Source organism: Dactylosporangium sp. NBC_01737, assembly GCF_035963215.1.
Taxonomy (GTDB): Bacteria; Actinomycetota; Actinomycetes; order Mycobacteriales; family Micromonosporaceae; genus Dactylosporangium.
This window is the reverse complement of record NZ_CP109153.1, coordinates 10906575-10931407: the sequence shown is the minus strand read 5'-3', so window position 1 is coordinate 10931407 and position 24833 is coordinate 10906575. Positions and strand designations below refer to the sequence as shown.

Annotated in this window: 19 protein-coding genes and 3 pseudogenes; 19 read left to right on the top strand and 3 right to left on the bottom strand. The window is 68.6% G+C overall.

Annotation, left to right across the window (positions count from 1 at the left end; all coding sequences use genetic code 11):
• Window positions 1-126: 126 nt before the first annotated feature.
• The 12 genes and pseudogenes from OHA72_RS50325 (at window position 127) to OHA72_RS50270 (ending at window position 12247) form a co-directional block, all read left to right on the top strand.
• Window positions 127-1956: a WD40 repeat domain-containing protein gene (locus OHA72_RS50325; RefSeq protein ID WP_327003205.1), complete on the top strand. Its 1830-nt coding sequence runs from the start codon at window positions 127-129 to the stop codon at window positions 1954-1956.
• A 517-nt stretch (window positions 1957-2473) separates the two neighbouring features.
• A complete protein-coding gene (locus OHA72_RS50320) occupies window positions 2474-2983 on the top strand; it encodes a helix-turn-helix domain-containing protein (protein WP_327003204.1) in 510 nt (169 codons plus the stop codon).
• Window positions 2914-3174: pseudogene (locus OHA72_RS50315) on the top strand (hypothetical protein); the annotation flags it as partial. The gene OHA72_RS50320 and the pseudogene OHA72_RS50315, both read left to right, overlap by 70 nt.
• Before the next feature lie 259 nt (window positions 3175-3433).
• Window positions 3434-3877: a hypothetical protein gene (locus OHA72_RS50310; protein WP_327011975.1), complete on the top strand. Its 444-nt coding sequence runs from the start codon at window positions 3434-3436 to the stop codon at window positions 3875-3877.
• A 207-nt stretch (window positions 3878-4084) separates the two neighbouring features.
• Window positions 4085-4216 (top strand): hypothetical protein, encoded by a 132-nt coding sequence (locus OHA72_RS50305; RefSeq protein WP_327003203.1) that lies wholly within the window; start codon window positions 4085-4087, stop codon window positions 4214-4216.
• A 51-nt stretch (window positions 4217-4267) separates the two neighbouring features.
• Window positions 4268-4696 (top strand): annotated as a pseudogene (locus tag OHA72_RS50300) (transposase); the annotation flags it as partial.
• 449 nt (window positions 4697-5145) lie between these two features.
• Window positions 5146-5784 carry an RNA polymerase sigma factor gene (locus OHA72_RS50295; RefSeq protein ID WP_327003202.1) on the top strand — a complete coding sequence of 213 codons (639 nt, stop codon included), beginning with the start codon at window positions 5146-5148 and terminating at the stop codon, window positions 5782-5784.
• Between the two features lie 9 nt (window positions 5785-5793).
• Window positions 5794-7023, top strand: a complete 1230-nt coding sequence (locus tag OHA72_RS50290) for a CU044_5270 family protein (protein WP_327003201.1) — start codon at window positions 5794-5796, stop codon at window positions 7021-7023.
• Between the two features lie 277 nt (window positions 7024-7300).
• On the top strand, window positions 7301-8068 hold the full coding sequence (locus OHA72_RS50285; RefSeq protein WP_327003200.1) for a S8 family serine peptidase: 768 nt from the start codon (window positions 7301-7303) through the stop codon (window positions 8066-8068).
• Window positions 8069-8114: 46 nt separating this feature from the next.
• Window positions 8115-10208 carry a DUF262 domain-containing protein gene (locus tag OHA72_RS50280; protein WP_327003199.1) on the top strand — a complete coding sequence of 698 codons (2094 nt, stop codon included), beginning with the start codon at window positions 8115-8117 and terminating at the stop codon, window positions 10206-10208.
• 673 nt (window positions 10209-10881) lie between these two features.
• Entirely contained in the window at window positions 10882-11259 is a 378-nt protein-coding gene (locus OHA72_RS50275; protein ID WP_327003198.1) for a sigma factor-like helix-turn-helix DNA-binding protein, read from the top strand.
• A gap of 283 nt (window positions 11260-11542) precedes the next feature.
• Window positions 11543-12247 (top strand): amidase domain-containing protein, encoded by a 705-nt coding sequence (locus OHA72_RS50270; RefSeq protein ID WP_327003197.1) that lies wholly within the window; start codon window positions 11543-11545, stop codon window positions 12245-12247.
• A gap of 37 nt (window positions 12248-12284) precedes the next feature.
• Here the strand turns inward: OHA72_RS50270 and OHA72_RS50265 are convergent, their stop codons facing one another.
• Both OHA72_RS50265 and OHA72_RS50260 read right to left on the bottom strand, forming a co-directional pair.
• The gene (locus OHA72_RS50265) at window positions 12285-13118 is read right to left on the bottom strand and encodes a DUF6999 family protein (protein ID WP_327003196.1); all 834 of its coding nucleotides are present in this window, start codon (window positions 13116-13118) and stop codon (window positions 12285-12287) included.
• The gene (locus OHA72_RS50260) at window positions 13115-14809 is read right to left on the bottom strand and encodes a 3-oxoacyl-[acyl-carrier-protein] synthase III C-terminal domain-containing protein (protein WP_327003195.1); all 1695 of its coding nucleotides are present in this window, start codon (window positions 14807-14809) and stop codon (window positions 13115-13117) included. The genes OHA72_RS50265 and OHA72_RS50260 overlap by 4 nt, the downstream gene beginning before the upstream one ends.
• Window positions 14810-15732: 923 nt before the next feature.
• On the opposite strand from OHA72_RS50260, the gene OHA72_RS50255 reads away from it, so the two are divergent.
• The 3 genes and pseudogenes from OHA72_RS50255 to OHA72_RS50245 form a co-directional block, all read left to right on the top strand.
• Window positions 15733-19500: a GTPase gene (locus tag OHA72_RS50255; protein WP_327003194.1), complete on the top strand. Its 3768-nt coding sequence runs from the start codon at window positions 15733-15735 to the stop codon at window positions 19498-19500.
• A 2-nt stretch (window positions 19501-19502) separates the two neighbouring features.
• On the top strand, window positions 19503-21098 hold the full coding sequence (locus OHA72_RS50250; protein WP_327003193.1) for a GTPase: 1596 nt from the start codon (window positions 19503-19505) through the stop codon (window positions 21096-21098).
• A 195-nt stretch (window positions 21099-21293) separates the two neighbouring features.
• Window positions 21294-21512, top strand: a pseudogene (locus OHA72_RS50245) (IS6 family transposase); the annotation flags it as partial.
• Here the strand turns inward: OHA72_RS50245 and OHA72_RS50240 are convergent.
• On the bottom strand, window positions 21404-21799 hold the full coding sequence (locus OHA72_RS50240) for a hypothetical protein (RefSeq protein WP_327011974.1): 396 nt from the start codon (window positions 21797-21799) through the stop codon (window positions 21404-21406). The pseudogene OHA72_RS50245 and the gene OHA72_RS50240 overlap by 109 nt on opposite strands.
• Window positions 21800-21989: 190 nt before the next feature.
• Here OHA72_RS50240 and OHA72_RS50235 point away from each other — a divergent pair, with 190 nt between their 5' ends.
• The 4 genes from OHA72_RS50235 to OHA72_RS50220 are packed head-to-tail and all read left to right on the top strand — an operon-like array spanning window position 21990 to window position 24816.
• A complete protein-coding gene (locus OHA72_RS50235) occupies window positions 21990-22736 on the top strand; it encodes a FadR/GntR family transcriptional regulator (protein ID WP_327003192.1) in 747 nt (248 codons plus the stop codon).
• Window positions 22729-23097, top strand: coding sequence for a cupin domain-containing protein (locus OHA72_RS50230; RefSeq protein WP_327003191.1), 369 nt, complete (start codon window positions 22729-22731; stop codon window positions 23095-23097). The genes OHA72_RS50235 and OHA72_RS50230 overlap by 8 nt, the downstream gene beginning before the upstream one ends.
• A gap of 4 nt (window positions 23098-23101) precedes the next feature.
• Complete coding sequence (locus OHA72_RS50225) at window positions 23102-23575, top strand: cupin domain-containing protein (RefSeq protein WP_327003190.1); 474 nt, start codon at window positions 23102-23104, stop codon at window positions 23573-23575.
• The gene (locus tag OHA72_RS50220) at window positions 23572-24816 is read left to right on the top strand and encodes an amidohydrolase family protein (protein WP_327003189.1); all 1245 of its coding nucleotides are present in this window, start codon (window positions 23572-23574) and stop codon (window positions 24814-24816) included. Before OHA72_RS50225 ends, OHA72_RS50220 begins: the two co-directional genes overlap by 4 nt.
• Window positions 24817-24833: the final 17 nt, after the last annotated feature.

The following is a 24833-nucleotide window of genomic DNA, read 5'->3' as shown; positions in this document are numbered from 1 at the left end:
GTGGCGGACTCATGGCAGGTCGTGTGGCGGACTGACCGGAATGACGACCCCAGGATGCGGTTCGCCTTTCGGGCCGGGACGCTGACCGCAGCGCCGGCGGCGACCGTTGTCGGTGACGATCTATGGGTGGCGGCGATCACCGGCGCGTCCCTTGGAGATGCCGGGGGGGCTCGGCTCGTGGTGTGGGACGTCCGGTCCGGTCGCCACTCCGAGATAGCCGCGCCGGGCGCCAGGTGTCTGGCGTTCGGGGGAGCGGGTGAGCCGATCGTCGTGACCGGACATGCCGACGGCGTGGTCCGGGTGTGGGATCCGTCCGGGCCGGCGTCGGTGCGGAGTCTCCGGGTCGGTCCGGCGGGCGTCGAGGACGTCATCGTCGTAGCGGCGGACGGCGAACAGGTACTGATCACGCTGGACGACCAGGCGACGGTGGGCTGGTGGTCGCTGCGCACGGGCGAGCGGTTGGCGACGAGCGAACGTACGACGGTGTTCTCGATCGCCGTCGGCCGGTCGACCGAAGGGCGCGAGGTCCTAGCCGCGGGCGGGCACCGGCTGTCGCTGTGGGATGCCGGAGCCGGCACGCGGCTCCCGCTGCCATCGTCGCGCGCGCAGGCGGTCAGTGAGGTTGCGGTCCTGGTGTGGTCGACGGTGGGTGGCCGCGATGCGTTGACCTTGGTCACGTCGCGACGAGAGATCGTGACGTTCGACGTGGCGGCGGGCGAGCAGCTCGCCCCGGAGATCATTCGGCACGTCAACGACTATTCGCAGGGTCTGCACTGGATCTGGCAGGAGCGCAACGGACGACCGCGGCTGGCGTCGATCAACGGCATTCTGGCCGTTCCGACGCGCGGGCGTGTGCACCTGTGGGATCTCGCCACGTCGACGCCGGCCGGCCCGCCGCTGGCCGGACCGGTCGGCCGATCGATGCTGGGGTCGGTGGAGTGGGACGGCCGGGCCTGGCTGCTGACCGGCTCGGCCCAGGACGGCGTCATCGGGGTGTGGGACCTGGAGGTGCCGGTCACTCGCTCCGCCGGACACGATGAGCAAGTCGGGCACGTGCGGTTGCCGCCGAGCGGGCGGGTCGTGGTCTCCGTCGATGACGAGGGGATCATCATGGCCCGGCGGCCCGACGACGGGCGTCCGGTCGCCCCGGCCACGGTCACCGACGTCCAGTGTGCCCATACACTGGCCGTCTGGCAGGAGGGCGACCGGGTGCTGGCCGCGACCGGGTCCGGGACGAGCCACAGCAGCGACCGCTGGCTGCGAAGGTGGGACGTCATCGCGCAGGAGCAGCTCGCCGCGCCGATCGATCTGAACGCGTCGTGGCTGCGACACCTGGCGGTCGCGTCCGTGCAGGGCGTTCGAGTCCTCGTGACGGCGACCCCGATGGGAAGGCTGGAAGTGTGGCGGGCCGACGACGGCGTGCGTCTCGCCGCGGTCGAGGTGCCCCGATCATTGATGAGGCTGGTGGCGGCCGACCTCGACGGCCGACCGGTCGTCATTCTGTCGACCACCGGCGAGCCGCCCATGGTTTTCCACCTCGACGACATGACGGCCCCGCCGCGACCGGTTCCGCAGCTCGACGACGACTTCGTTGCCGCCGTCGCGGGCACCCGGGTCGTCACCGGCTTGTTCGCCCCGGGTCGCGATGGGTGGCGGGTGGTCCGGGGCCGGGATCTCGCCGGGACGTGGCGCGGACCGGACGTCGAGGGCGCGGCCATCTCATCGGTCGCGATCGCCGCCTGGCCGGCCGTCTACGTCGCCCGCGCCGACGGCACGGTGTCGCTGACGAACCTGGAAACCGGTGCGGACCTCTGTCCCCGCCTGGAGCTGCCGATCGCCCCGCGGAGTATCGCCGCGACCGATGACGGCGACCTGATCGTGGCGTTCGGAGCCGACCTGGCCCGGTTTCGGCCCGATCGGGCGGCGACGGCGCCGCGGCAACCGGGCGATGCGTGATCTACTCGAAGGGTGAGTGATCTCCGGGAGCTTGTCGTATGGTGGCAGCGCGGGTGGGGTGTCAGCCGGGGCCTGCCGGCCGCTGAAGACCTTGGCGACGGGCTGCGGGTGGAGTCCCGGCAGCCCGGCAGCGAGGTCGAGTACTTCGCGCTCGTTGCGGACGTCGATCCCGGGTCGCTGGGGAGGTTGGCGGAGCGGGTCGTGGCGGAGGACGGCGTCACGTGGCTCACGGTGCCGAGCGGTGATCCGGAGCGGGCCGTCAAGAGCTTGGAAGCCGCAGGGTTGGTACTGCTCCGACGCTCGGAAATGCTCATGGCGACCGACCTGCGCAAGCATCCCCGGCCCGTGCCCGGCAAGCCGTATCACCTCGACACCGAGGCGACCGCGGACGTTGTCCACGCGACGGTCTGGGACGAGTCCGGCGACGAGGCTGCGCACGGCACGGTGGGCGTGGCCGGCGAGTACGCGACCGCCGACCGGATCCTGACCGAGCCCGCCCACCGGCGTGCTGCGCCGAGTGCGGCTGCTGGTGCGCCCCGATACGGTGCTGCGCTGGCATCGCGATCTGATCGCCCGCCGTCACGCGGCCGGCTCCCGGCCCAAGCGCCCGGGCCGGCCGCGTACCATGCACTCCGTCCGGACCCTGGTGCTACGCCTGGCGCGGGAGAATCCCAGCTGGGGCTATCGGCGCCTCCATGGCGAACTGCTCGTACCGGGAGTCAAGGTGGCCGCATCCACCGTCTGGGAGATCCTGAAGGACGCCGGGATCGACCCAGCGCCCGAGCGCGCCTGCAGCACCTGGGCCGACTTCCTGCGCTCGCAGGCCGACGCCCTGCTGGCGTGTGACTTCCTGGAGACGGTCACCCTTACCGGAGCGCGGATGTACGTGTTCGCGGTGATCGAGCACGCCAGCCGCCGAATCCACATCCTGGGCGCCACCGGGCACCCAACCACCGCATGGGTGGCACAGGCCGCGAAGCACTTGTCATGGACCTCGAAGGCAACGGCTCCTGGGCGCGGCTCATGATCCGCGACCGGGACGGCAAGTTCCCCGAACTGTTCGACGCCGTCCTCGCCGACGCTGGCATCGACGTCGTGCTCAGCGGAGTCCAGGTACCGAGAATGAACTCGATCATGGAACGGTGGGTCCAGACCTGCCGCCGTGAACTGTTGGACCGGACCTTGATCTGGAACCAGCGGCACCTGCTCCACGCCCTGCACGAGTCCGAACAGTTCTACAACGGACACCGCCCACACCAGGGCATCGCGAACACCCGCCCGCTCCGGTCGCTACCCGTACCGATCGCCGATCCAGACAAGATCACCCGCCTCGACATCCGAGACACGATCGCCTCGGCGGCATCCTCCATGAGTACCAACATGCCGCCTGACCTGTGCGGATGCGGTTCTCGGCAAGGGCAGGGACCAGCGTCAACCCGGGTGGACCGGGCATGTGCGGCTAAATGGAGGCATCACCGTGCGGGAAGAGCATCCGATCGACAATCTGGTTGTCGTGGTGGAAGGGAAGGCATCCGATGCGGTCACGACCGCGCTGCGTTCGTCGGCGGACGGGCTCGCCGGCCGCCGGTCATGGGTCCTCGGACCGCCTGAATTCTGCGACGAGTCGTCAGGAGGAATCGGCAGCCGCATAGTCGGACTCGCGCTGTCCGTTCATGCCACCCTGCCGCCGTGGGGCGAGGAACTGGACGGGCAGGTGCGCCGGGCCCACCTGGAAGAAGTGCAAGAGGTGCTGGGCGAAGTCTGCCGGATCTCGGAGCGGCACAATGTGTCATTCGATGTCTACTACGGCCCGGAGCTGGTCGGATCGGTCGAGGACGGTCGTACGGACGATTCGCTCCTGGTCGGACTGGTCGGCGGGTGGAAGGACGCCATCGACGGATCTGAAGGCCACCGATCTTGAAAGGTGGGCTCTGTCGACGTCGTCGGGTGATGTCGGCCGATGTATGGCGGTGTCGATGGGATGCGGTCGCCGTCTGGCGGGTGAGCTGGATCGGGGCCCGGCGCTGCACGGGTTCGGCCCGGATCAGCGGTGGACCCTCGCGCGGCGGTAAGGGCGAGAAGTAGAGCTTCACCGAAGCCGACTGCATCGCGTCGGCGCGAGTCCGCGATGATCGCCGAGTTGCTGGTGCTGCGTCACGAGGTGGCGGTGCTGCGTCGGCAGGTCGGTCGGCCGCGCCTGTCGTGGCCGGAACGGGCGGTGTTGTCGGCGCTGGTCCGGGTGCTGCCGCGGGAGTTGTAGAAGCACCGGATCGTCACCCCGCAACGCTACTGGCCTGGCACCGGCGGCTGATCCGCCCGCCAGGACCGGGACAAGATCGCCAAAGCGTTGAGGCCGGTCTCCACCGCGGCGACCGAGGACGCCGCGACGGAACGGTTCCTCGAGTTCGCCGAGACCTGGGGCAAGAAGTATCCGGCGATCGTGCGACTGTGGGAGGACGCCTGGGCGGAGTTCGTGCCGTTCCTGGCCTTCGACGTCGAGATCCGCAAGTCCATCTGCTCCACGGACGCGATCGAGAGCGTCAACGCCCGTATCCGTAAAGCCGTCCGCGCCCGCGGGCACCTCCCCAACGAACAAGCCGCGCTCAAGTGCGTGTACATGGCCCTGATGAGCCTGGACCCCACCGGAGCGGGCCGCCGCCGGTGGACCAGGCGCTGGAAGGCGCCCCTGAACGCGTTCCAGATCGGGTTCGAAGGCCGGCTCACCCCGGCCAGCCACTGACCACCTCAACAAACCCGGATCAGCCGTTCATCTGACACTCCCCATGGCCTCGGCACGGTTCGCGGGCCCGGCGCGGTTCGTAGGGGCGCGCTTCGAGGCCGGCGTAGCGGTCAACCGGGCTACCTTTTCCGATCAGGCAATGTTGAACGCGGTGGCCTTCAACGGTCATGCAGGTTTCAGCGAAGCCTCCTTTCCCCACGCAGTGACCGTTCTGGCTCGGCCGGGGCGGGCTGATGTTCTTCCAGGAAGGCCGTCCCGGTGTACCGTCCGCCGCGCGTCTCGACGCCGGTGACCTATCGTTCGGGCCGGTGAAAGACGCCGGGCGCACCGCCGCACCTGAGCCGCGTTGGCAGGACAGTCTGGTCGAGACCTCAGGTCGCCGTCATTCCGGGTCGGCTTCTCTGCTCATGGCTGTGTTCGCCAAGATCTAGAACTTTCCGCCGCACGCCGTGAAGATCATTTTCTGCGCCGTCAATCAGGACATGAAGTGTGTGGCCGACGAAGGGAGTTGGATGGGCTCGAAGGTGGCAGTGGATGGGGACGACGCCGAGTTGTTGACGCGTTCGCTCTCCGATCCGGAGAGCTTCTCGACGTTGTTCGACCGGTATTTCACCGCACTGCACGGGTACGCGTCGCGACGGCTCGGCGGTGCGGGTGGCGACGACGTGGCGGCCGAGACGTTCCTCGTCGCGTTCCGGCAGCGGGACCGTTTCGACCCGAGGCGCGGGACGGTTCGCGCCTGGCTGTACGGGATCGCGACGAACCTCGTCCGCGAGCATCGGCGAATCGAGGAGCGCGGCTACCGGGCACACGCGCGGGTGGCGGCGCAGCCCGCGTACTCGGGTGATGTGGACCGTGCCGACTCCCGAGTGTCGGCGGCGGCGGCGAGGGACGGGCTCGTTGCGGCGCTGGCCGATCTGCAGCCCGGCGACCGCGACGTGGTGCTGCTCGTCGTCTGGGGCGAACTGTCGCATGAGGAGGTCGCGTCGGCGCTCGGCATTCCGGTCGGCACGGTCGGATCCCGGCTGCATCGCGCCAGGAAGCGGCTGCGCGTCGCCCTGGACAACATCAACCCGATCGAAAGGTGACGGTCTACTATGGACGAACTTGAGCTGCTTGCCGGCGCCAGGCCGGTGACCCCGCCGTCGGCGGAGACGGTGAACGAGGCGCGGCGCCACTTGGCGCGCCAGATCTACGCCAAGCCCGCGTCGCACTGGCGGGTACGGCTCATGCTGCCCATCGCCGCCGGTGCGCTCGCCGTGTCGACCGGGATCGTGGTCGGTGCGCACGTCCTGAGCCCGGCCCCTTCCGCGCCGCCCGGCGCGAACGGCAGCCCGGGGCCGGCCCGTACATGGGACACCGGTCCGCTGAAGCCGGACAACCGGTCGGCGCAGGATCTGTTGCTCACCGCGGCTGAGCAGACGCTGCACCAGACCGACCCCGGCTCGGGCAAGTACTGGCTGTCCAGCTGGGAGGAGGGCCAGCTCATACAGGTCGGTCAGAAAGGCGCCGAGTACGCCATCATGGGCCACTACTCCTACAACGAGTGGTACTCGATCAAGGACCGCTTCAACGTGTTCGAGACCCGCTGGGCCGGTGCCGAGCCCGCCTCCGACGCGGACAAGGCGGCCTGGAAGAAGGCTGGGTCGCCGAGCAGCTGGCCGATCGACCAGGGGCCGGGCTGCCCGTCGGACCCGAACAAGAGCTACACCATCGACGCCGCCAAGACCAGCCAGGTCTCCCGGTCCGACGAGGGGGCAGGAAAGGAGCCGTCCCAGTTCCGGGTCCTCGGTGAGTACCTGACGGCGGACCAGATCCGTGCGCTGCCGTCCGACCCTGCCGCGCTGAAGCAGTGGCTGATCGGCGTCATCCAGAAGCGGAACCTGCCGCACAAGAGCGACGTGGAGCTCGGCGAGTCGCTCTTCGCCGGCGTGCAGAACCTGCTGTTCTTCAACCCCATCACGCCGCAGGTCCGCGCCGCCGCGTACAAGGTGCTCGCCGGGATGCCCGGCGTGACGTCGCTCGGTGCGGTGAAGGACGGCAAGGGGCGCAACGGCGTCGCCGTCTCCATCACCAGCAACGACACGGTCGAGGAGCAGCGCGCAGACTCGGGCGGGCCCTACGCGGTGAGCATCGTGTTCAGCCCCGACACCGGGGACACGCTCTCGTTCGAGACCCGGGTGATCAAGCCTGCCGACTACCTGTCGTGGGTGCCGAAGGGCGCGCTGTTCAGCTACCGGGCCGTGATGGAGATGCGCTGGACGAACGACGAGCCGCCAGCCGGGAACACGCCCTCCATGGTCATGCACAGCGCGGGGACCTGCTGAGTCGACCGCCAGCTGTTCGACGTGTCGCTGCTGGTGCGGTCCGGATACGACGACCGCAGCCGCGCGACCCTGCCACTGATTCCCGGTGGGCAGACGTCGGCGCCGGGGCCGAAGGCGGCGAAGGCACTGTCCAGTGTGGGCGGGAGTGCGAGCACGCTGAACATGGCCGACGCGGCCGGATTCTGGAGGACCGTCGCCGACCCGCGGGCGAAGACGCTGCCTGCCGGCGCGAGCAAGATCTGGCTGGACGGCCAGGTGAAGGCGGTACTGGACAAGAGTGTGCCGCAGATCGGTGCGCCGGGGGCGTGGAAGATCGGCTACACGGAAAAGGGCATCAAGGTGGCGGTGCTGGACAGCGGGATCGACACCGGCCACCCCGGACCTCGCCGGCGCCGTCCTCGGGGCACAGGATTTCACGGGCAGCGCTTCGGGTATCGCCGACAAGTTCGGGCACGGCACGCACGTCGCGGGCATCGTCACCGGCGACGGCGCCGCCTTGAGTGGCAGGTACGTCGGGGTGGCGCCGGACGCGACACTGCTGGACGGCAAGGCCGACAACGGCAACGGCAACGGCCAGGGCCTGGAGTCGTGGGTCATCGCCGGGAGGGAGTGGGCGGTCCAGCAGGGCGCCCAGGTCGTGAACACAAGCCTCGGCGGGCCCACCGCTCACGGCACCGAGGACCTGATGGGGGAGATGGTCGACCGGCTGACCGGGCAGTCAGGCACCCTGTTCGCGGTCGCCGCGGGCAACTCCGGGCCGGACGCCGGCACGGTCGGCAGCCCCGGCACGGCGGACTGGGCGCTCACCGTCGGCGTGGTCGACGGCGACCAGTGCGATCGCGGTCAGGAAGCGCGCTCCCTCGTTCGTCGTCACAGGGCCGCCTCCCACAGCCACGCACTTCCACCGTCCAGCCATGGGTACCGGACTACAAGCATCTATCGGCCGACCTGGGCTCCTCCGTCCGGCCTGGCAAGGCTCAGCCGCGCCCCTCCATGCGTGCCGCGCCGTCAGGGCACACCCTTCACGTGTCGTAGCCTTGCGTGAGCGCCAGATCTGACCCGCTGCTCCCGACCCTCGTGGATGGACGCCGATGGAGACCAAGCCGCTCACGCTGATCCACATGTTCCGGCGGGAGGTGCGGTTCGTCGTACCACTGTTCCAACGGCCGTACGTGTGGGCGCGCGAGGAGAACTGGGAACCGCTCTGGCAGGACGTCATGGCGGCCTGGCACCTACACGGACAGGCCGAGGCCGAGGCACCGCACTTTCTCGGCGCTATCGTTCTCGACCTTGTCAAAGGGCAGACCGACACAACGGAGGTCCGGCAGGTCATCGACGGCCAGCAACGGCTCACCACCCTGCAGCTGCTCCTGGCGGCAGTGCGCGATGTCGCGTCCGAGCTGGCGCTCCCGGAGCGCAACATCAAGTCGCTGCAACGCCTCACCGTCAACGACGATGAGATGAGCAGCGATCCGGACGACACGTTCAAGGTCTGGCCCACCAACGCGGACCGCGGCGCCTTCCGCAACGCCCTCTCCGCCGGATCAGCCGCGGCGTTGGCGTCGCAGTATCCGCAGGAGCGGCCGACGATCGTGCAGGCCTACCTCTATTTCGCCGGCACCGTTCGAGACTGGCTGCTGCAGTTCGACCCTGCCGATCGGGAAGGTGCATTCGATCAACTTGTCTCGGTGCTCAATCATGGCCTGCAGGTCGTGGTGATCGACCTCGGCAGCCGGGACAACCCACAGGTCATTTTCGAGAGTCTCAACGCCCGCGGTACTCCGCTTCGGGCGTCCGACCTGGTCCGCAACCACCTGTTCCATGAGGCGGAGCGGCAAGGTTTGCCGGTCCAGGACCTGTACGACCGGCATTGGGCCCGGTTCGACGACGGGTACTGGCGTGAGGACGTTCGCCAGGGCCGACTCGTGCGGCCGCGGCTGGACGCGTTTCTGGGCCACTTCCTGACTATGGAGCTCGTTCAAGAGGTACCGGCACACCAGCTGTTCCTGACGTTCAGGCGCTACGTGAGGGACAGCGGGCTACCGCTCACCGATCTGATGGCCCGCTTCGGCACGTTCGGCGACGTCTACAGCACGTTGGACACGGGTGCCGGACTCGCACCGTCGGAGCAGGTGTTCCTACGGCGGCTGGCGGCGTTGGACACCACCGTCATCATGCCCGTGCTGTTGCTCGTATTCGGCCGCGACAACGCCGCGACCCGCCGCGACGTGCTTCAGGTGCTGGAGTCGTACCTTCTTCGACGGATGATCTGCCGGCTCACCACCAAGAACTACAACCGCCTCATGCTCGACCTCCTGCGGCAGCTTCGGCCAGGACAGCAATCAGCCGACGATGTTGTCCTGAAGTTCCTCGCGGGTCAGACCGTCGACTCGAACTACTGGCCGTCGGACGAGGACGTCCGCTACGCCGTTGGTGTGCTGCCGCTCTACAAGCAACTCACCCGCGGCCGGGTGCGCATCGTCCTGGACCTCGCCAATCGGCAGCTCCAGACGGCCAGTACCGAACAGATCATCCATGACCTCGACCGGCTCACCATCGAGCACCTCCTTCCCCAGGCGTGGGAGCAGCACTGGCCGCTCGCGGCGACCGGCACTGCCAGCCGTGCCGAGGAAAGCGCGCGACGTCACGGTTTGCTCCACACACTCGGCAATCTGACGTTGACGACGCAGCGGCTCAACCAGTCCGTCTCCAACGGCCCGTGGGTGGCCAAGCGGAAGGAGATCCTGGAACGCAGCGCGCTCAACATCAACCGAACCCTGCCCGAGGAATGGGACGACCGGGCGATCCAGACGCGCGGTGCGTCGCTGGCTTCGGTGCTCTGCGACGCACTGCCGAGACCGGCCGCGACGGTCGGGGCGGCTGAGCACCGCGAGGAGACCGAGGAGGTCGACGACGACCCGGCGGTCGCGCCGGAGATCCGTTCGGTCGCCGGTCGGCCCGGTCGGCGTAACGTGGCGAAGCACATCCTGGCGGTGTTGCAGGCCCATCCCGTCGGGGTCGTGCTGACCGTGTCGCAGATCGCCAACGCCGCGTCCCCGGAGTATCCGGACGCCGACGTGAGTCCCGGCGCGGTGTCCCAGCGTCTGCGGGCCGGGAACGTCAGCGGCGTGGAGGCAACCACGAACTCGGCGGGCTCGCTTGCCGCCACTCTCCGGCGGCATTGACCTTGCCATCGCGCCCTGCCGGAGTTCGCCGTCACGGCAGCCCTCGCGGCGGGCACCCCCGCCCGGCTCGACTACCATCCGGCACCGGTGCTCGACCTACGCCTCGTCGGGCGCACCGCAAAGGAGCGGGATCACGGACTCCTTTACTCGGCCGGTTTATGCTTCCAGTGACCTGGGAGAACGTGCTTGAGCACGTCGCTGGGACCCTCAACGACTGGGGGTCAAGGGGTCGTGGGTTCGAATCCCGTCGTCCCGACAATCTGAGGGTTTCCGCAGGTAAAATTACATGCGGAAACCCCCTGTTCATTCCTTGGCCTGAATATGTGGTCGAGTATGTCGCTGCTGGACCCTTAACTCGGGTTATTCGTTTCCGAACGACCTGGGTTCTGGGCGTGTGCTTGCTGTTCACGTGGTTGCGCTGTGGTATTTGACGTTGCGTGGGCGAGCGATCAGACGCCTTGACGCTGCGTCTGCCATGAGTCAAGGGATCCGGCCATGCCGGATGGCTGCATTGCGCCGTCGTGGGAACCGCGGAAATGTTCAAGCGTCAACATGATCGCCGGATCGGTGCCGGACTCTGCCGGTGTGGCCTCTTGGTGGAGTTTCGGGCGGCGGTCTCCTACCGTGTGCGCCGCGGACCGGATGCGGTCTGCGGTGTGACAGGGAGGGTGTCATGGCGCGCAGGCGGACGCAGCGGACGAAGCAGGCGCCGGTCGTGTGGTGGCGGCGGCTGACGGTGCCGCAGCGGTGGCTTGCCGGCGGCGGAGCGGGGGAGGCGCTCGAGGTCGCGGTGCTCATGCTGATGGAGAGGCTGACGCCGACGGAGCGGGCCGCGTACGTGCTGCGGGAGGCGTTCGACTACCCCTACGAGCAGATCGCCGAGATCATCAACGCGAGTGAGGCCGGGGTGCGGCAGTTGGTCAGCCGGGTCCGGAAGCGGGTCGGTGGTGAGCGGCAGGATGCGAGCGGACATCGAGGCGCACGGAGTCGCACTCGGCGGCGCGGTCGCCGCAATACCCCGCCTCGCTCTCGCAGCCCCGCCCGCAGATGACCTGGCCATCATCGAAGGGCTCGTCCAGGGAGTACTTCTCAGGACGCGCGCTCCGGGTGACGCACGGTGGCGCCTCGGCAGGACCGGTGGACCTCACCGTTCCGTCCACGCGGTCATTCTCTGACCGCCAGCGATCCGATCACGAACAGTTCAAGTTCCGGCGGGTGTTCTTCGAACGCACAGGCGGCTATGACCGGCCCAACACCACGACAACGGTGCTGTGGGTAACCGGTGACGCGGCGAGGCCGCTGGCGAGAGTCCGGAAGACACGACGTTGTATTTCGTGAAGCCACTCGCGTGCGGTGGGAAGTTCACCAGGTACACCGTTGAGCACGACGTGCAGTTCGCCCGCGACTGCGGAGTGCTGCGGCTGGAGAGCGCGCAGTTCATCTCCGGTGACTATCGTGACCTGCCCGAGACCCAGTTCCTCGACGCGGTGCCGGCGAAGTTCCGGGGCGACGGCCTGACCAAGGGCAGCGGCATCCGCCCCGGCACGGGGGAGCCGCCACGAGCACCGAAGGTCATCAACGGCCGCACCTTCGGCGGTCAGGCGAGCCCGAACCTCCTGGAGTCGTACAACTACGCCCGGATGATCGAGTACGCGCTCACGTACGGCGTGAACTACAACCCGAACGCCCTGACATACTCCGACGACTGCACGGCGTTCATCTCGCAGTGCATGAACTACGGCTTCTGGCCACACGTGGGCAGTTGGCCGGGATCTGATCGCACGAGCCACTCGAACTGGTTCGTCGGCTCCTACACATGGTCGACGTCCTACGCCTGGGCCGCCGCCGAGAACTGGTACTGGTTCGCCACCGGCTCCGGCCGGACCTACACGCTGGACTACCTCGACTACATGTTGCCGTCCGACGTGCTGCAGTGGAACTGGCCGAAGGGAAACCCGCCCGACGACATCATCGACCACACCCAGATCTGCACCGACATCTACGTCGACCCGGTGCTCGGCCTGGGCGATCAGTACTGATGACCGCCGCGGTCGACGCCCTCCTCGGCATCAGGCTCTAGCGCGGGACCCCCACGGCGTCGGCCGTCCGCCGGACGGTGGCCGGCGGCGGGGTCGTACGCAGCAGGCGCTCGTGGGCGTACTCGCAGATGACCGCGTGCTCGTAGACGGCCCGGGGCACCTCGAGCCGCGAGTCGACCCGCACCGCCACCCCGGCCGGCGCCCAGGTGCGGTACACCGGGTCGCCGGTCAGGTCGGCCAGCGCCGCCAGCAGGTGCGCGTCCAGGCGCAGCGACTGCACCGCCCGCCGGTACTCCTCCGCCGACAGGCACAGCGCGAACGGGATGTTCATCAGGCACAGCGCCGACTGGATGTCCAGCCGCAGCCACCGCCGGGTGCCCGGCTCCGCGTCGATCGGGCCGACCGCGAGCATCGTGGTGTCCAGCCCGCCGGGCGGCGGCACGACCTGCCGGCCGAGGGCGCCGAGCACGTCGTACACGTTGACGTCGTGCACGATCACGGCCCGGTCGCCCAGCTCGGCGAGCGACCGCGGGCGCAGCGACACCTCGGGGCCGCCGGCGTTGCGGGCGATGCAGGCCAGCAGGTTCGTCTCGACGACGAAGTGCCGCACCAGCAGCGCCCCGGCGGCCGGGCTGACGCACCGGCGCAGGAACCACACGCACAGCGCGTCCATCGTCGCGTGCGCGGTGAGCCGGCCGGGCACCAGCCGGCGGGCCACGACGGCGAGCGCGACGAGCAGGTTGCAGGCCGGCCGCAGCACCGGGTAGAGCCAGCGCCGCGACCAGGTGCGCTGGTCGGCGAGGATCAGCGCGAGCGTCGCCGGGTCTATCGGCTCCCGGGTGGCGAGCTCGTCCCAGATCGTCGGGGTCACCGGATCTCCTGCAGCTGCAGCAGGTAGAGGCGGGCGACGATCCGGGCGGTGCGCACGATCCGGGCGCAGACCTCCGGGTCAGCCCCGACGAGATCGAGCAGCCGGTGCAGCTGGCCGACGTGCTCGGCGTCGTGCTCCCCGTGGTACCGCAGGAAGCTCATCTGCCCGTCGGCGAGCCCGAGCGCGCCGGCCAGCCGGCCGGCCCAGCCCAGGGCCTTGAACGTGCCCAGCCCCTCGATGACGAACATCGCGCCCAGCAGGTCCACCGGGTCCGGCTGGGAGGCCTGCTGCAGGATGAACGCGGACAGCGCCTCCGAGCCGGGGTTTTTCGCCCGGGCCCGGATCGCCCGCGGGTCGCCCCCGACGGCGGCGAAGTCCCGCTCCAGCAGCAGGAAGTCCCGGTGCTCGTCGGCGGCGTGGCGGATCGCGGCGCTGCGCAGCTCGAAGCGTTCCGCGGAGAAGTTCGACGCGGCGCGGGAGATCCACCGGCCGCCCTCGACCACCTGCTGGCGCAGGTCGAGCAGCAGCGCCCGGTAGTCCTCGACGGTCGCGGTGCCGGCCTCGATCCGCCGGACCAGCGGCACGCCGCGCAGCCCCTCCTCCAGCTCGCTCCAGACCCCGGCGAGGTCGTCCAGCAGCTGCGTCGGCGATACGCAGGTGAGCAGCGCGAACGCGATCGTGAACCGGCCCGACTCCGGCACCGCGAGCAGCACCCGGTCGCCGGGGGCGAACCGGCCGGTCCGCCACGCCTCCTCCAGCATCACGAAGATGCTCGCCGTGCCGGTGTTGCCGCACGTCTCGAGGTTGCTGAAGGACTTCTCGGACAGCTCGGGGAGGGCGGCGAAGATCTGGTCGCGGAACGTGTTCGCGCTGTAGTGACACAGCACGTGGTCGACGGTGTCCAGGTCGACGTGTTCGCGCACCAGCGTCACGCCAAGGCGGACCAGGTCCGGCAGCGCGGTCACGTCCTGGCGCAGCCGCAGCAGGCCCGCCGCCTCCGCCTCCGCGGCGCTGGGCGCGTCGAGCCAGCCCTCGCCGGCGCGCATGCAGGCGGGCCGCTCGTGGGCGTACGACACCGACCTTACCCACTCGACCCGCAGGCTCGGCCGGTCGGCGCGGGGCCGGTCGGTCAGCACGACCGCGCCCGCGCCGTCGGACAGCGTCCAGCGCAGGAAGTCGGCGTCGGGCGTGGAGCGCCCGCCGGCGGCGAAGCGCGGCTCGGTCAGCACCCGGCTGACGAGCTCCGAGCCGACGGCTGCGGCCGCGTCGTGCTCGCCGAGCGCCACCGCCGCCGCGGCCGCCTTGAGCGCCGCCATGCCGGACGCGCACACGCCCGCCGCCGACAGCAGCTCCTTCGGGCCGCCGCCGACCCGGCCGTGCACCATCGCGGCGAACCCGGGCACCAGCTGGTCGCCCATTGTGGTGCCGGTGGCGAGCATGCCGATCTCGTCGACGGTGAGCCCGCCGTCCTTCACCGCCCGCTCCAGGGCCTCGGCGGCGAGCTCGGCGTTGCCGCCGCCGGCCGCGTAGTGCCGGCGCCGGATGCCGTTGCCGGCGAGGACCCGCTCCCGCCGCCGGGCCGTCGCCCGGTCCGTCCCGCCGAGCCGATCGGCGATCCCCGCGTTGTCCACCGGCTCGCCCGGCAGGTACGCGCCGCATCCTGTGATGTACACCGCTCGCGTCTGTCCCATGTGGACCATTGAGCCCTGCGGATGCCGGCCGCGGATCCGTCGCGCGACTCAACCGGCCTGAGCCGCGGTACCTAGGTATCCGAGCAGAGCCGCGGGCCGCGCTGGATGAATACGGCCACGGAGGCGGCGCTGTCTGCGGAGGATGACATTGCTGTCGACCCGGCCGCGGACGTTGGCGCTTGAATGGCGCGAAGCCCGTCGCGGCAACAAGCATCGAAGGACTCACGTGATGGCTGCTCGGCGCCCCTGTCATCGGAGTCGTGGGTTCGAATCCCGCCGTCCCGACAGTGTGAGCTGGGAATATTCAAGCTCATGATGTAAACATTGGGCAGTCCTGGTTAGCGCGCGCTTACGGCGGCGCTAACGTTAATTCGGTCAAAACGGGGCAGAATGCCCCGTGTCAACGCCAGATTGGTCCCTTTTGTGTACATCGCCCTTGACGCAAAATCAAGTGCTGTCAGTGTCGCGGTGTGCCATCCGTTAGCGTTCCGCTCGCGGTAGATGTTCACCGGTCGCACCGGCCACGACCTCGGCACGCTCATGCGCTACTCGGGGGTCTGGCCAGCAGAACGACGCGGTGGGGGACTTTGGATGGCGAGGGATCAGGTGGGCTGGCATCTGCTGGCGCGTGGAGCTTCTTGCCGATGGTGGCAGGTGGTTGCCGGATCGGTGGAGGCGCCGCTGGCGTCCGGGGTCGGTTCATGGCCTTCCGGAGTCTTGTCGGGGGCTTGACCGTCAAGTAGGAACGATCATTATGACTGTTCCGGGCGGGGCTACTGCAAAGCTGATCCTGTGGTGACGGCGCCTGGGATTCGCCGATTTGTCGGCGAGTCGCGGTCGACGGTGGATGTGGCGTCGGCGAGCTGGATTGTCTCGGATCCGAATGAGCGGTCACCGGCCCGCCGGCGGAAAGTGATGACGAGTTGACGACAGAGGTGGTGTCGCTCGAAGAGGCCGTTCGATCGGCCGTCGAGCAGGGACATGCGGAACTTACGCGCCTGGATGACATCACGGATGACCTGGTCGGCGCATTTGCGGAAGGGCAGAGCATCGCGCCGTCCTCGTCTGGCTTGATTACCCGGTTGGACGGCTTCACTCGTGGGTTTCCGAAGGAACTGCGAGGTCACCTCGATCGTGAGCGCGGGTCGCTCGGGTCGTTCAACATCGCGTTCTTCGGGCGCAGCGGCGTCGGGAAGAGCACCCTGCTGTCGGTGTTCGGCCGGCTCGACGGGGAGTACGTCTCGCCATGGGCTGCCAGCGATTGGACCACTGAGGCGCGCCACATCGAGTGGCGGGATTGCCGGCTGTTCGACACACCCGGGATCAACGGCTGGGGACGGACCGAGAGCCGCGACGTTCTCGAGGCCAGGGCCCGCGAGGCAGTCGAGATCGCCGACATCGTGCTCCTGTGCTTCGACACCCTCAATCAGCAGGCGATGGAGTTCGAGAAGATTGCCGCCTGGGTTCGCGACCGGGGAAAGCCGGTGGTGGCTGTCCTCAACGTCCGCAACCCGCGCTGGCGCCATCCCGCGAAGGTTCGTGAGGCCGGCCGCCGGAATCAGTCCGAGACGGTTCGCCAGCATGCCGACAACATTCGGACCCAGCTCGTGCAGATCGGGTTGCTCGACACCCCGGTCGTCGCCATCCAAAGCCAACGGGCCTTGTTCGCGCGCGCCTCGATTCCCTTCCGCGGCCCTGCCTTGGAGGAGTTCCACAGCGAACGGGGGAAGTTCGGGACGGACTACCTCGATCGCTGGTCGAATTTTGGGACGCTGGAGCGCCTCATCGCCACCTCGATCGCGGAAGGCGGCGCCGATCTCCGGTTGACCGCGCTGCGCGAGGACATCCGATCACGGTGCTGCCGAGGGATCGGGGAGCTTGAAGACCTGGCGGCCGAGATCGAGCGGGAAGCGGAGTCCCGAGAACGCGAGGTCGAGTCGCTGTTCGCCGTGCTCGGCTATCCGGAAGACGCCGAACGTGCCCGATGGCTGCACGACGCGGCGCTCAGCGCGGATCTGGTCGGCGTTTCCGAGCAGGCGCGGCGCGGCCCGTACACGTCGCCGGCCAACGGGTCGCTGGACCGCTTCGTCCGGCACCTCGTCGCCTCGCACCTTGCGGGATGCCACCGCCAGGCGAAGGCAAACGTGGACGATGCGATCCAAAGGGCATTCACCGAGCGCACAGCGTTCGGCGAGTCGGAGTTCGCGGCGGCCGTGTACGACCAAGGTGCCATGTCCGCCGCGGCGGAAGTCGTGTGGGCAGCCCGCCAGGCGTTCCTGCAGCGTGAGCTCGAGATCGCGGTGGACCACACATCCGTCGCCGACGGACCGGCGATGGCCCACGCCGCAACGATCCCCGGCGACAAGGCCGGCGGTGTGACGGGTGATGCCTTCCGGGGCGCGGGTATCGCGGTGGGTATCGGCGCCCTTGCGGTACCCCTCTTCTGGAATCCCGCAGGTTGGGTACTCGCCGCCACTGCCGCGGGCGTCGGGATCGTTGGACAAATCGGGCAGCACTTGGGCAAAAAGAAGAACGGGAAAGACTCGGAGCAAGCCCGAAAAGCGATGGCTGACACCATCACCGAATGCCATCGCGCTGTGGACAAGACGTTCGTCGCCTACGAGGATGCGCTCGTCCACGACAGCCGGAAAACGGCGTGGACGTCATTGGCTCCCGCGGTCGGCGAGTCGCTCCGCACTGCGATCGGGCTTCGCATGGCGCGCAGCCGGATCGTGCGCCTGATCGACAGCCTGCGGACCTACGCGGATGCGGTCCAGCCCGCACCCGCGGTGACCGACGTCCTGCTGCGGGCACAGCGCCGGATGGGGCAAACCCCGGCCGAGGTGACGCGGGCATTGCTGGGCGAGGACTGGCTCGCGGCCAGCATCGACCACAAGCCGGCGCAGATCGACAATGCGGTGCACGACGCGTACTCGAGTCGCCAGGAGGCGAACCACACGCGGCTGGCGCGCGCCATAGCCGCGGCGTGGGCCGCACCGCCGACGGCGGAGATCCAATCGTGGCGACACGACCTCGAGGATGCGGCCCGGCGCGACCCGGCGCTGTTCGACATCGTACGAACCTTCTGGCGCGTCGCCGGGGCACGGCCGGCATTTGCCGTTCTCGGTGACTATAACTCGGGAAAGTCGTCGCTGATCCGCCGGATCATGGTGGACAGCGGCCGGCAGCCGCACGGGTTCGACATTCGGGCGCTGCCCGCGACCACGACCGCGAACCGCTACCAGTTCCCCGGGTTCGATCTCGTCGACACGCCAGGCTTGCAGAGTGGACGCGACGAACACGACACCGCCGCGTTCGAGACGATCACCGAGGCTGCTCTCGTGTTCGTCGTCGTTCACATCAATCTGCTGGTCGGCAACACCTCGATACTGGAAGAGCTCCTACGCGGCTCGGAGATGACCGCCGCCAAAGGCGGGCGGATGGTGTTCCTCGTCAATCGGTGCGACGAGCTGGGCGTGGATCCGCTGACCGCCCCCGAGGACTTTCTCAACCGGCAGCACCGCAAACGCGAGGAACTGCGTGCGGCGCTCGCCGCTCGCTCGGTCGATGTGGACATCGACCGGATCCACTGCTTGTCCGGGGATCCGTTCGGCTTGGTAGGCGGCGATGTGACGGCGGGACCCGCTGATTTCGACGAGCATCGGCTGTGGGACGGCGTGGCCGCACTGACGGGCGCACTGTCAGGTCTCTCCGACGAACAGCTGTCCGATGCGTCGTCGTCGGCCGCCTTCGACGCGGCGGTCACCGGCCTCAAGCATCACCGGCAGACGCTGCGCCAGGTGCTGACCGACGGCGCGAAGGAGCTGCGCCGCACGGAACCGGTGATCGCCAGCCTCCGGGCTGCGGTGAACGACGCCACGGTCGTCGAGGGCTCACTGCGCGAGGACGCTCGCCGGATGGTGGACCGCCACGTGGTGACGGCGAAGGCCGCGGTCGCGGAGCTCGATCGGAAGGGCGCCCAGAAGCTGGAGAGCCTCGTCGAGTCCTGGTGGATGGCCCCGCAGTTCGAAGCTGATCTCGAACGATATCTCGCCGATGCGGCGCGGAAACTGGACGAGTGGCACGGTGATCACATATCGGCGATCGGGCGCGAGATGCGCGCTGCCGAGTTCCAGGTGGCACCCGGGTACGCGGCAGAGTTCGAGGCCCGGGGAACGGCCTGGTACGAGGAGGCGACCGAGGGCGCCGGCAATGTCGCGGGAACCGTAGCGCCGCTCGCGAAAGCCCTCGGAAACCGGGACGCGGTCTACGCGATCGGCAAGCAGTTCGGCTACAAGTTCAAGCCGTGGGGTGCGCTGAAGGGCGGCGCAAACGTTGCCCGGGCCGCGGTTGTCCTCGGCGTCATCGCTTCCATCGCGGACATCGTGGAGATGGCCACTGACGCCCAGAAGGCCGGGAAGCACAAGCAGCAGCAGGATTCGGCATATCGGAAGATCGACGAGGCGGCTGCGCGGATCGTCGACCAGATCATGCACGGTGAGCAAGGGGAAGGCCCCGTCGGATACCTCGGGCAGCGGACCAAGGAGCTCGAAGCGCTGCTCGAAGAACACCTCGATCTCGAATCGTCGGTCAACGAACGGATGGACTCGGCGAGAGCGCGGGCTGAGGCGGCCGGAGCCTTGATCGCGGCCGCGGAAGAATTGATCGGTACGCCGGAGAGGAACGAATAACAGTGGTTGACGTCGATGCGGTACGAGACTGGCTGGGGCGGCTTCCCGGCGGATCGACCGGGCAGTACGTCGACGACTGGGATGCCTTCCAGAAACTGGACAGACCGGTCGTGACCCTCTTCGGCTCCTACGACACTGGCAAGAGCTCCCTGCTCCGCCGGTTGCTCATCGACTCGGGCAGCGAGGTTCCCACCTGGCTCACGATCAGCGCACGCCACGAGACCTTCGAGGTCAACGACATCGAGGTCGGTAGGTGCATCATCCGTGACACCCCCGGATTCGAGGCCGGTGCGTCCGACATCCGTGCGCAGAACAACTCGCGCCGCGCGATGGCGGCGGTCGGGCTCACGGACGTCGGCGTCGCGGTACTGACCCCGCAGCTGGTGACCGCCGAACGCGACGTGCTTCAGAAGCTGTTCACGCAGGGCTGGCCGGCGGGGACGATGTGGTTCGTCATCTCGCGGTTCGACGAGGCGGGCAGAGACCCGGAATACGATCTCGCGGGGTACCGGGAACTGGGTGATCGCAAGGTCAGCGAGTTACGGGAACTGTTCGGTCTGGACGACCGGGCGCCGGTTTTCGTCGTCTCGCAGGACCCGTTCCAGATGGCCGGGCCGGCCACCGATCTCGGCCGGGAGACCTGGGACGAGTTCCGTGGCTGGGACGGCATGCAGGACCTCACGGATGCTCTCGAGGCGGTGTCCCCATCGGCGCTGCCCGGATGGCGGCATGCGGCCGGGCAACGGTACTGGACAGCGGTCCTGGACGAGACCGTGACCGAACTGCACAGGCAACTGGCGGACTACACGGCACAAGCCAAGGTAGCGGCCGACGGCGTCGCTCGCCGCGACCAGTGGCAGCGTGAGCTCGACATTCTCGACCGGGCCGCCCAGGCCGGCCTCGACGGTCTCGTCGAAGAAGTGATGCGGCGTTCGTGGGAGTCGGGCTCAGGCACCGATGAGCTCCAGCGCACGCTCGACGAATGGTTCACCAAGCACGAGGTCCGCCTCGAGCGGCTGCGGCAGTCGATCCGCAAGACCAAGGAGCGAGAACGCGCCCGGCCGTCCTGGGCCGGTTTCGCTTCGCTGATCGCGACACTCGAGTCCGGGGAAAATGCCTCCACTGCCCCGGAGGCGCCCGGCCGGATCGCAGAACACACCAACAACATCGGGACGATGCTGCTCGGTGTGTTGAAGACCATGAACGACGCATCCGAGACGACCGCCGGTAAGAAGACCAAGTCGGCGAAGGCGGCCGGGAAGCTGGGACCGCGCCTCGGCACCGCCGAAGCCGCGCTTCCCCTTGCCGTCTACCTGGCGAAGTTCATCGACGAGCACAGAGCGGATCGCGCGCGCCTGAACCAGGACAAGGCGGCGGCCGAGCAGCGGCAACAGGTCGTCGCCGAATGCACGCAGCGCGCTCGCGACACCTGGCAGCCATTCGTCGACGACGTCCGCGACGAGATCGTCGCGCAGACGAGAGACCAGGTCGACCTTGACGGGAGCCTGCGCCAACTCGTCGAGGAACTGCAAGAAGCCGTTGCGGAAGGCGAGGGTCTCTCTCGAGCGGGTACCGAGCCCTGCGGATCAGAAGGTTAGGGGTTCGAGTCCCTTCGGCGCGCAACATCAAGCGGCGGTTGGCCTGTGGAAGCGCGGGCCGACCGCTTCTTCGTTCCTGTCCGGTGTGGACGGTGGGTGTCACGCGGGTGCCACGGCGCCCGAGTTCCGCAGTTCGTAGACAGGGTTCGATGCGTTGAGCGTTGTCTTGGTGGGCAGGCTTGAACGGTGAAGCTCTTGACCCGATGGCGTCCAGTCCAACCACCACGGTCGGCGTTCGCCGGGTTCCGGTTCCTGCCGGACGTGATTGTCGTCGCGGTCCGGCTGTACCTGCGCTACAACCTTTCCTACCGTGATGTCGAAGAACCCCTTGTCGAGCGGGGCGTCGAGACCGACCATGTCACCGTCTTCCGGTGGGTCCAACGCTTCACTCCATTGCTGGCTGACGCGGCCCGGTGGTTGTAGCTGTCGAACTGAACGGAGTGCTGACTCCATCGGGTCGCCTCGCCGATCTCCTCCGGGGTGACGCCGGCGAACCGGTCGGCCTCGGCGAGCCGGACCGCGCAGAACGCCTCCAGCAGCGGCGGGCCGAGCAGGCTGGCCAGCAGGTCGTCGGCGCGCAGCGCGGCGACGGCCATGCCGGCCGTCTCCGGCAGCAGCGCCGGGTCGTCCGGCCCGGCGCGTCGACGCTGCCAGCCGAGGACGTCACCGAGGCCGTCGAACTCGAGGATCGAGTGCACCATCGATGCGCCCCGCCGCCCTTACTGACGCGCCCGTCTGGGCACTGATCGATCTTTCTGTATGGGACCTGAGCTGGGTAAATACTGTGTCTCGGCTCTTGACACACTGCCGGGGGCTCCTGCGATATTGGACGGACCAATTCTTGATAGGTCGGACCGGATCGAGGAGTTGTTTGTGTCTGCCGTAGCGGACGTGCGGGACCAGATCCTGGCTCTTCTCGCAGAGACGCATGCCGCGGGTGAGGTGAAACTGCCCAGCGAACGGGCACTGGCCACCCGCTTCTCCGTGAGTCGGTCCACCGTGCGTGAAGCGCTGCGCGGCCTCGCCGACCAGGGCGGCATCGTCGCCAACCACGGCTCCGCCTGGGTGGTGCAGACCGGCACGAAACAGCTCATCCAGGCGCTCGGCTTGCAGCTGCAGTTCGGTGAGCTGACATACGACCAGCTGCTGGAGAGCCGCCTCGTGATCGAGCCGCCGGTGGCTTCGCTCGCCGCGCAGCGGCGCAGCGTCGAGGACCTGGCCGAGCTCCAGCGGCTGTACCTCTTCATGAGCGAGGCGGAGGCCGACGCGGACTTCCTCCGTTACGACATCGCCTTCCACGAGCAGCTGGCCCGGTGCACCGGCAACGGATACTTCGTGCTCGCGGTCACGCCGCTGCTGGTCACGCTCAGCGAGACGCGGCAGGAGAGCCTGATCGAGAATTCCCGGCGCACCCTGGTGCTCGACGAGCATCGCGCGATCCTCGACGCGATACACGCTCGCGACCCGGCGGCGGCCGGCTCGGCGATGCTCGAGCACATCGGCTCTTTCGCCCGCAGCGTCGGCCTCACCATCCCCATGGACACCGCGGGACCACGCCGGCAAAGCGCTGGCAACCGCACCGCGCGGCCGCGTAAGGCGGCGGCCGCACAGCAGCACACGAAGGAGAGCGATGGCTGAGCCACGCCCGTTTCTCACCGAACCGGCAATCTGTCTCAACAACGCCGGCGGCGTGCAGATCGCCACGCCACCGCGGCTCAACCTGATCGTAGGGACGCAGCTGATGGCCGTGAAGCTGGTGTTGCCCGCCGGCTTCGACCATCCCTGGCACAACCATCCGGAGCACGAGTCGATGGGTGTCGTGGTGCGTGGCCGGGTGCGCATGCGGATCGGCGATGACGACATCGAGCTCGGCCCAGGCGACGTCTGGCACCACCCCGTCGGGGTCTTCCACTCCACCCACGCGCCGCAGGAGGCGTGGGTGGTCGAGATGCACAGCCCGTTGCGGCCAGATCTGGTCGGACTGCGAGACAAGGAGTAGATACGTGAGCATCCAGGTGATACGACAGGCCGACCTGAAGCCCTTCTGGGGAAGCACCAACGCCGGCGTCGCCGGTCACGGACGATGGATCGTCACGCCGGTCGGCGGACCCGAGGGATACCTGCACATGAACCGGGACGATCCCGGGGCGGTCACCACCGAGTCGTGCACCGGCGGGCTCATTGTCCTGCCGTCGGGCGTCTCCTCGCCCGGCCTGCACGTCCACAACGACTTCGACGAGATCTACGTCGTGGTCTCCGGTCGCGTCGCGGCGATCGGCCCCGATGGCAAGGACCAGCACCTCGGCGAGATGGACTGGGTGTGGATTCCTCGCGGCACCAACCACGGGCTGCGCAACTCGGGCTTCAATGACGCTCGCGTGATCTATTTCCAGACCGGCGTCGAGCGGGCGGGCTTCCAGACCGGCGAGGCCGAGAACCTGGGCGGCTCGAGCTGGCTGCTCGGGCAGAACTCATGACCCGGACAGTGATTCACGGCGGATCCGTCTTCGACGGCATCGCCCGTGGTTCGCGCCCGGCGACGGTGGTGCTCGAGGACGGTCTCATCGCCGATGTCATCGACGACGGCCCCGTCCCGGCGGGCGACATCACGATCGACGCGTCCGGCGCCACGGTCCTGCCGGGATTGACCAACGCGCACGTGCACCTCTCGTTCATGTACATGACCGGTGACGTCGGCAAGGTCCTCACCCGTGGCGACTCCGACCTCTATGCCCACGCGTTCCGTGTCGCCAAGGTGCTGCTCGCCCAGGGCATCACACTGGCCCGGGACATGGCCGGCCCCCGCGGCATCCACCTCGCCGTGCGCGACATCATCAAGGATGGCCGGCTTCTAGGCCCGACGGTCATTGCCTGCGGCAGCCCGCTGGTGGCCTCTGGACGGCACGCCTGGTCGGTGTGCGAGGAGGCGGACGGCCCGGACGGGATGGTTGCCGCGGTGCGGCACCAGTTCAAGGCGGGTGCCGACTTCATCAAGCTGATGGCGAGCGACGACCCGGTGGTCGCGCCGGACGGCACGCACACCCTGCCGGGCTTCTCGTCCGAGGAGGTCGCCGCAGCCTACGCCGAGGTACGCCGGCACGGCGCGCTCGCCTGTTGCCATGTGATGGGCGAAGAGGCGATCCGCACGGTCCTCGACAACGGCGCCGACATCATCGACCACGGACACTATCTCACGGACGAGCTGGCGCGCCGGATGGCCGCCGACGGGGTTTATCTGACGCCGACCATCAGCTCGTACGACGTGCAGACCGCGCACCCCAGGTTCGATCGTGGCCCGGACTGGGCCGCCCGGCACGCGCCGCTGATCCCGCCGCACAAGTCCGCCGTTCGGGCCGCAGTCGACGCCGGGGTGAAGATGCTGGTGGGCACGGACACGGTCGGCTGCTACGCCGAGGAGGTCGCGCTGTTGCGCGAGGCGGGCATGGACCCGCACGACTCGTTGCTGGCATGCACCAGGTGGCCGGCCGAGGCGTTCCGGATGGCCGACCGGCACGGGACCATCGCGCCGGGCCTGCGCGCCGACATCGCCGTTGTCGACGGCGATCCGCTGGCCGACCCCTACGCGCTGGAGCGGGTCCGCCAGGTCATCAAGGGTGGCGAGATCTACGAGTCGGCGCTGCTGGCCGCGGACGAGCGGCGCTATCGCAACAACATCTGGGAGCTCGCGCTCTCGCCGAAGCCGGCCGACGCCGACTGACCGTACGACACCAGCAC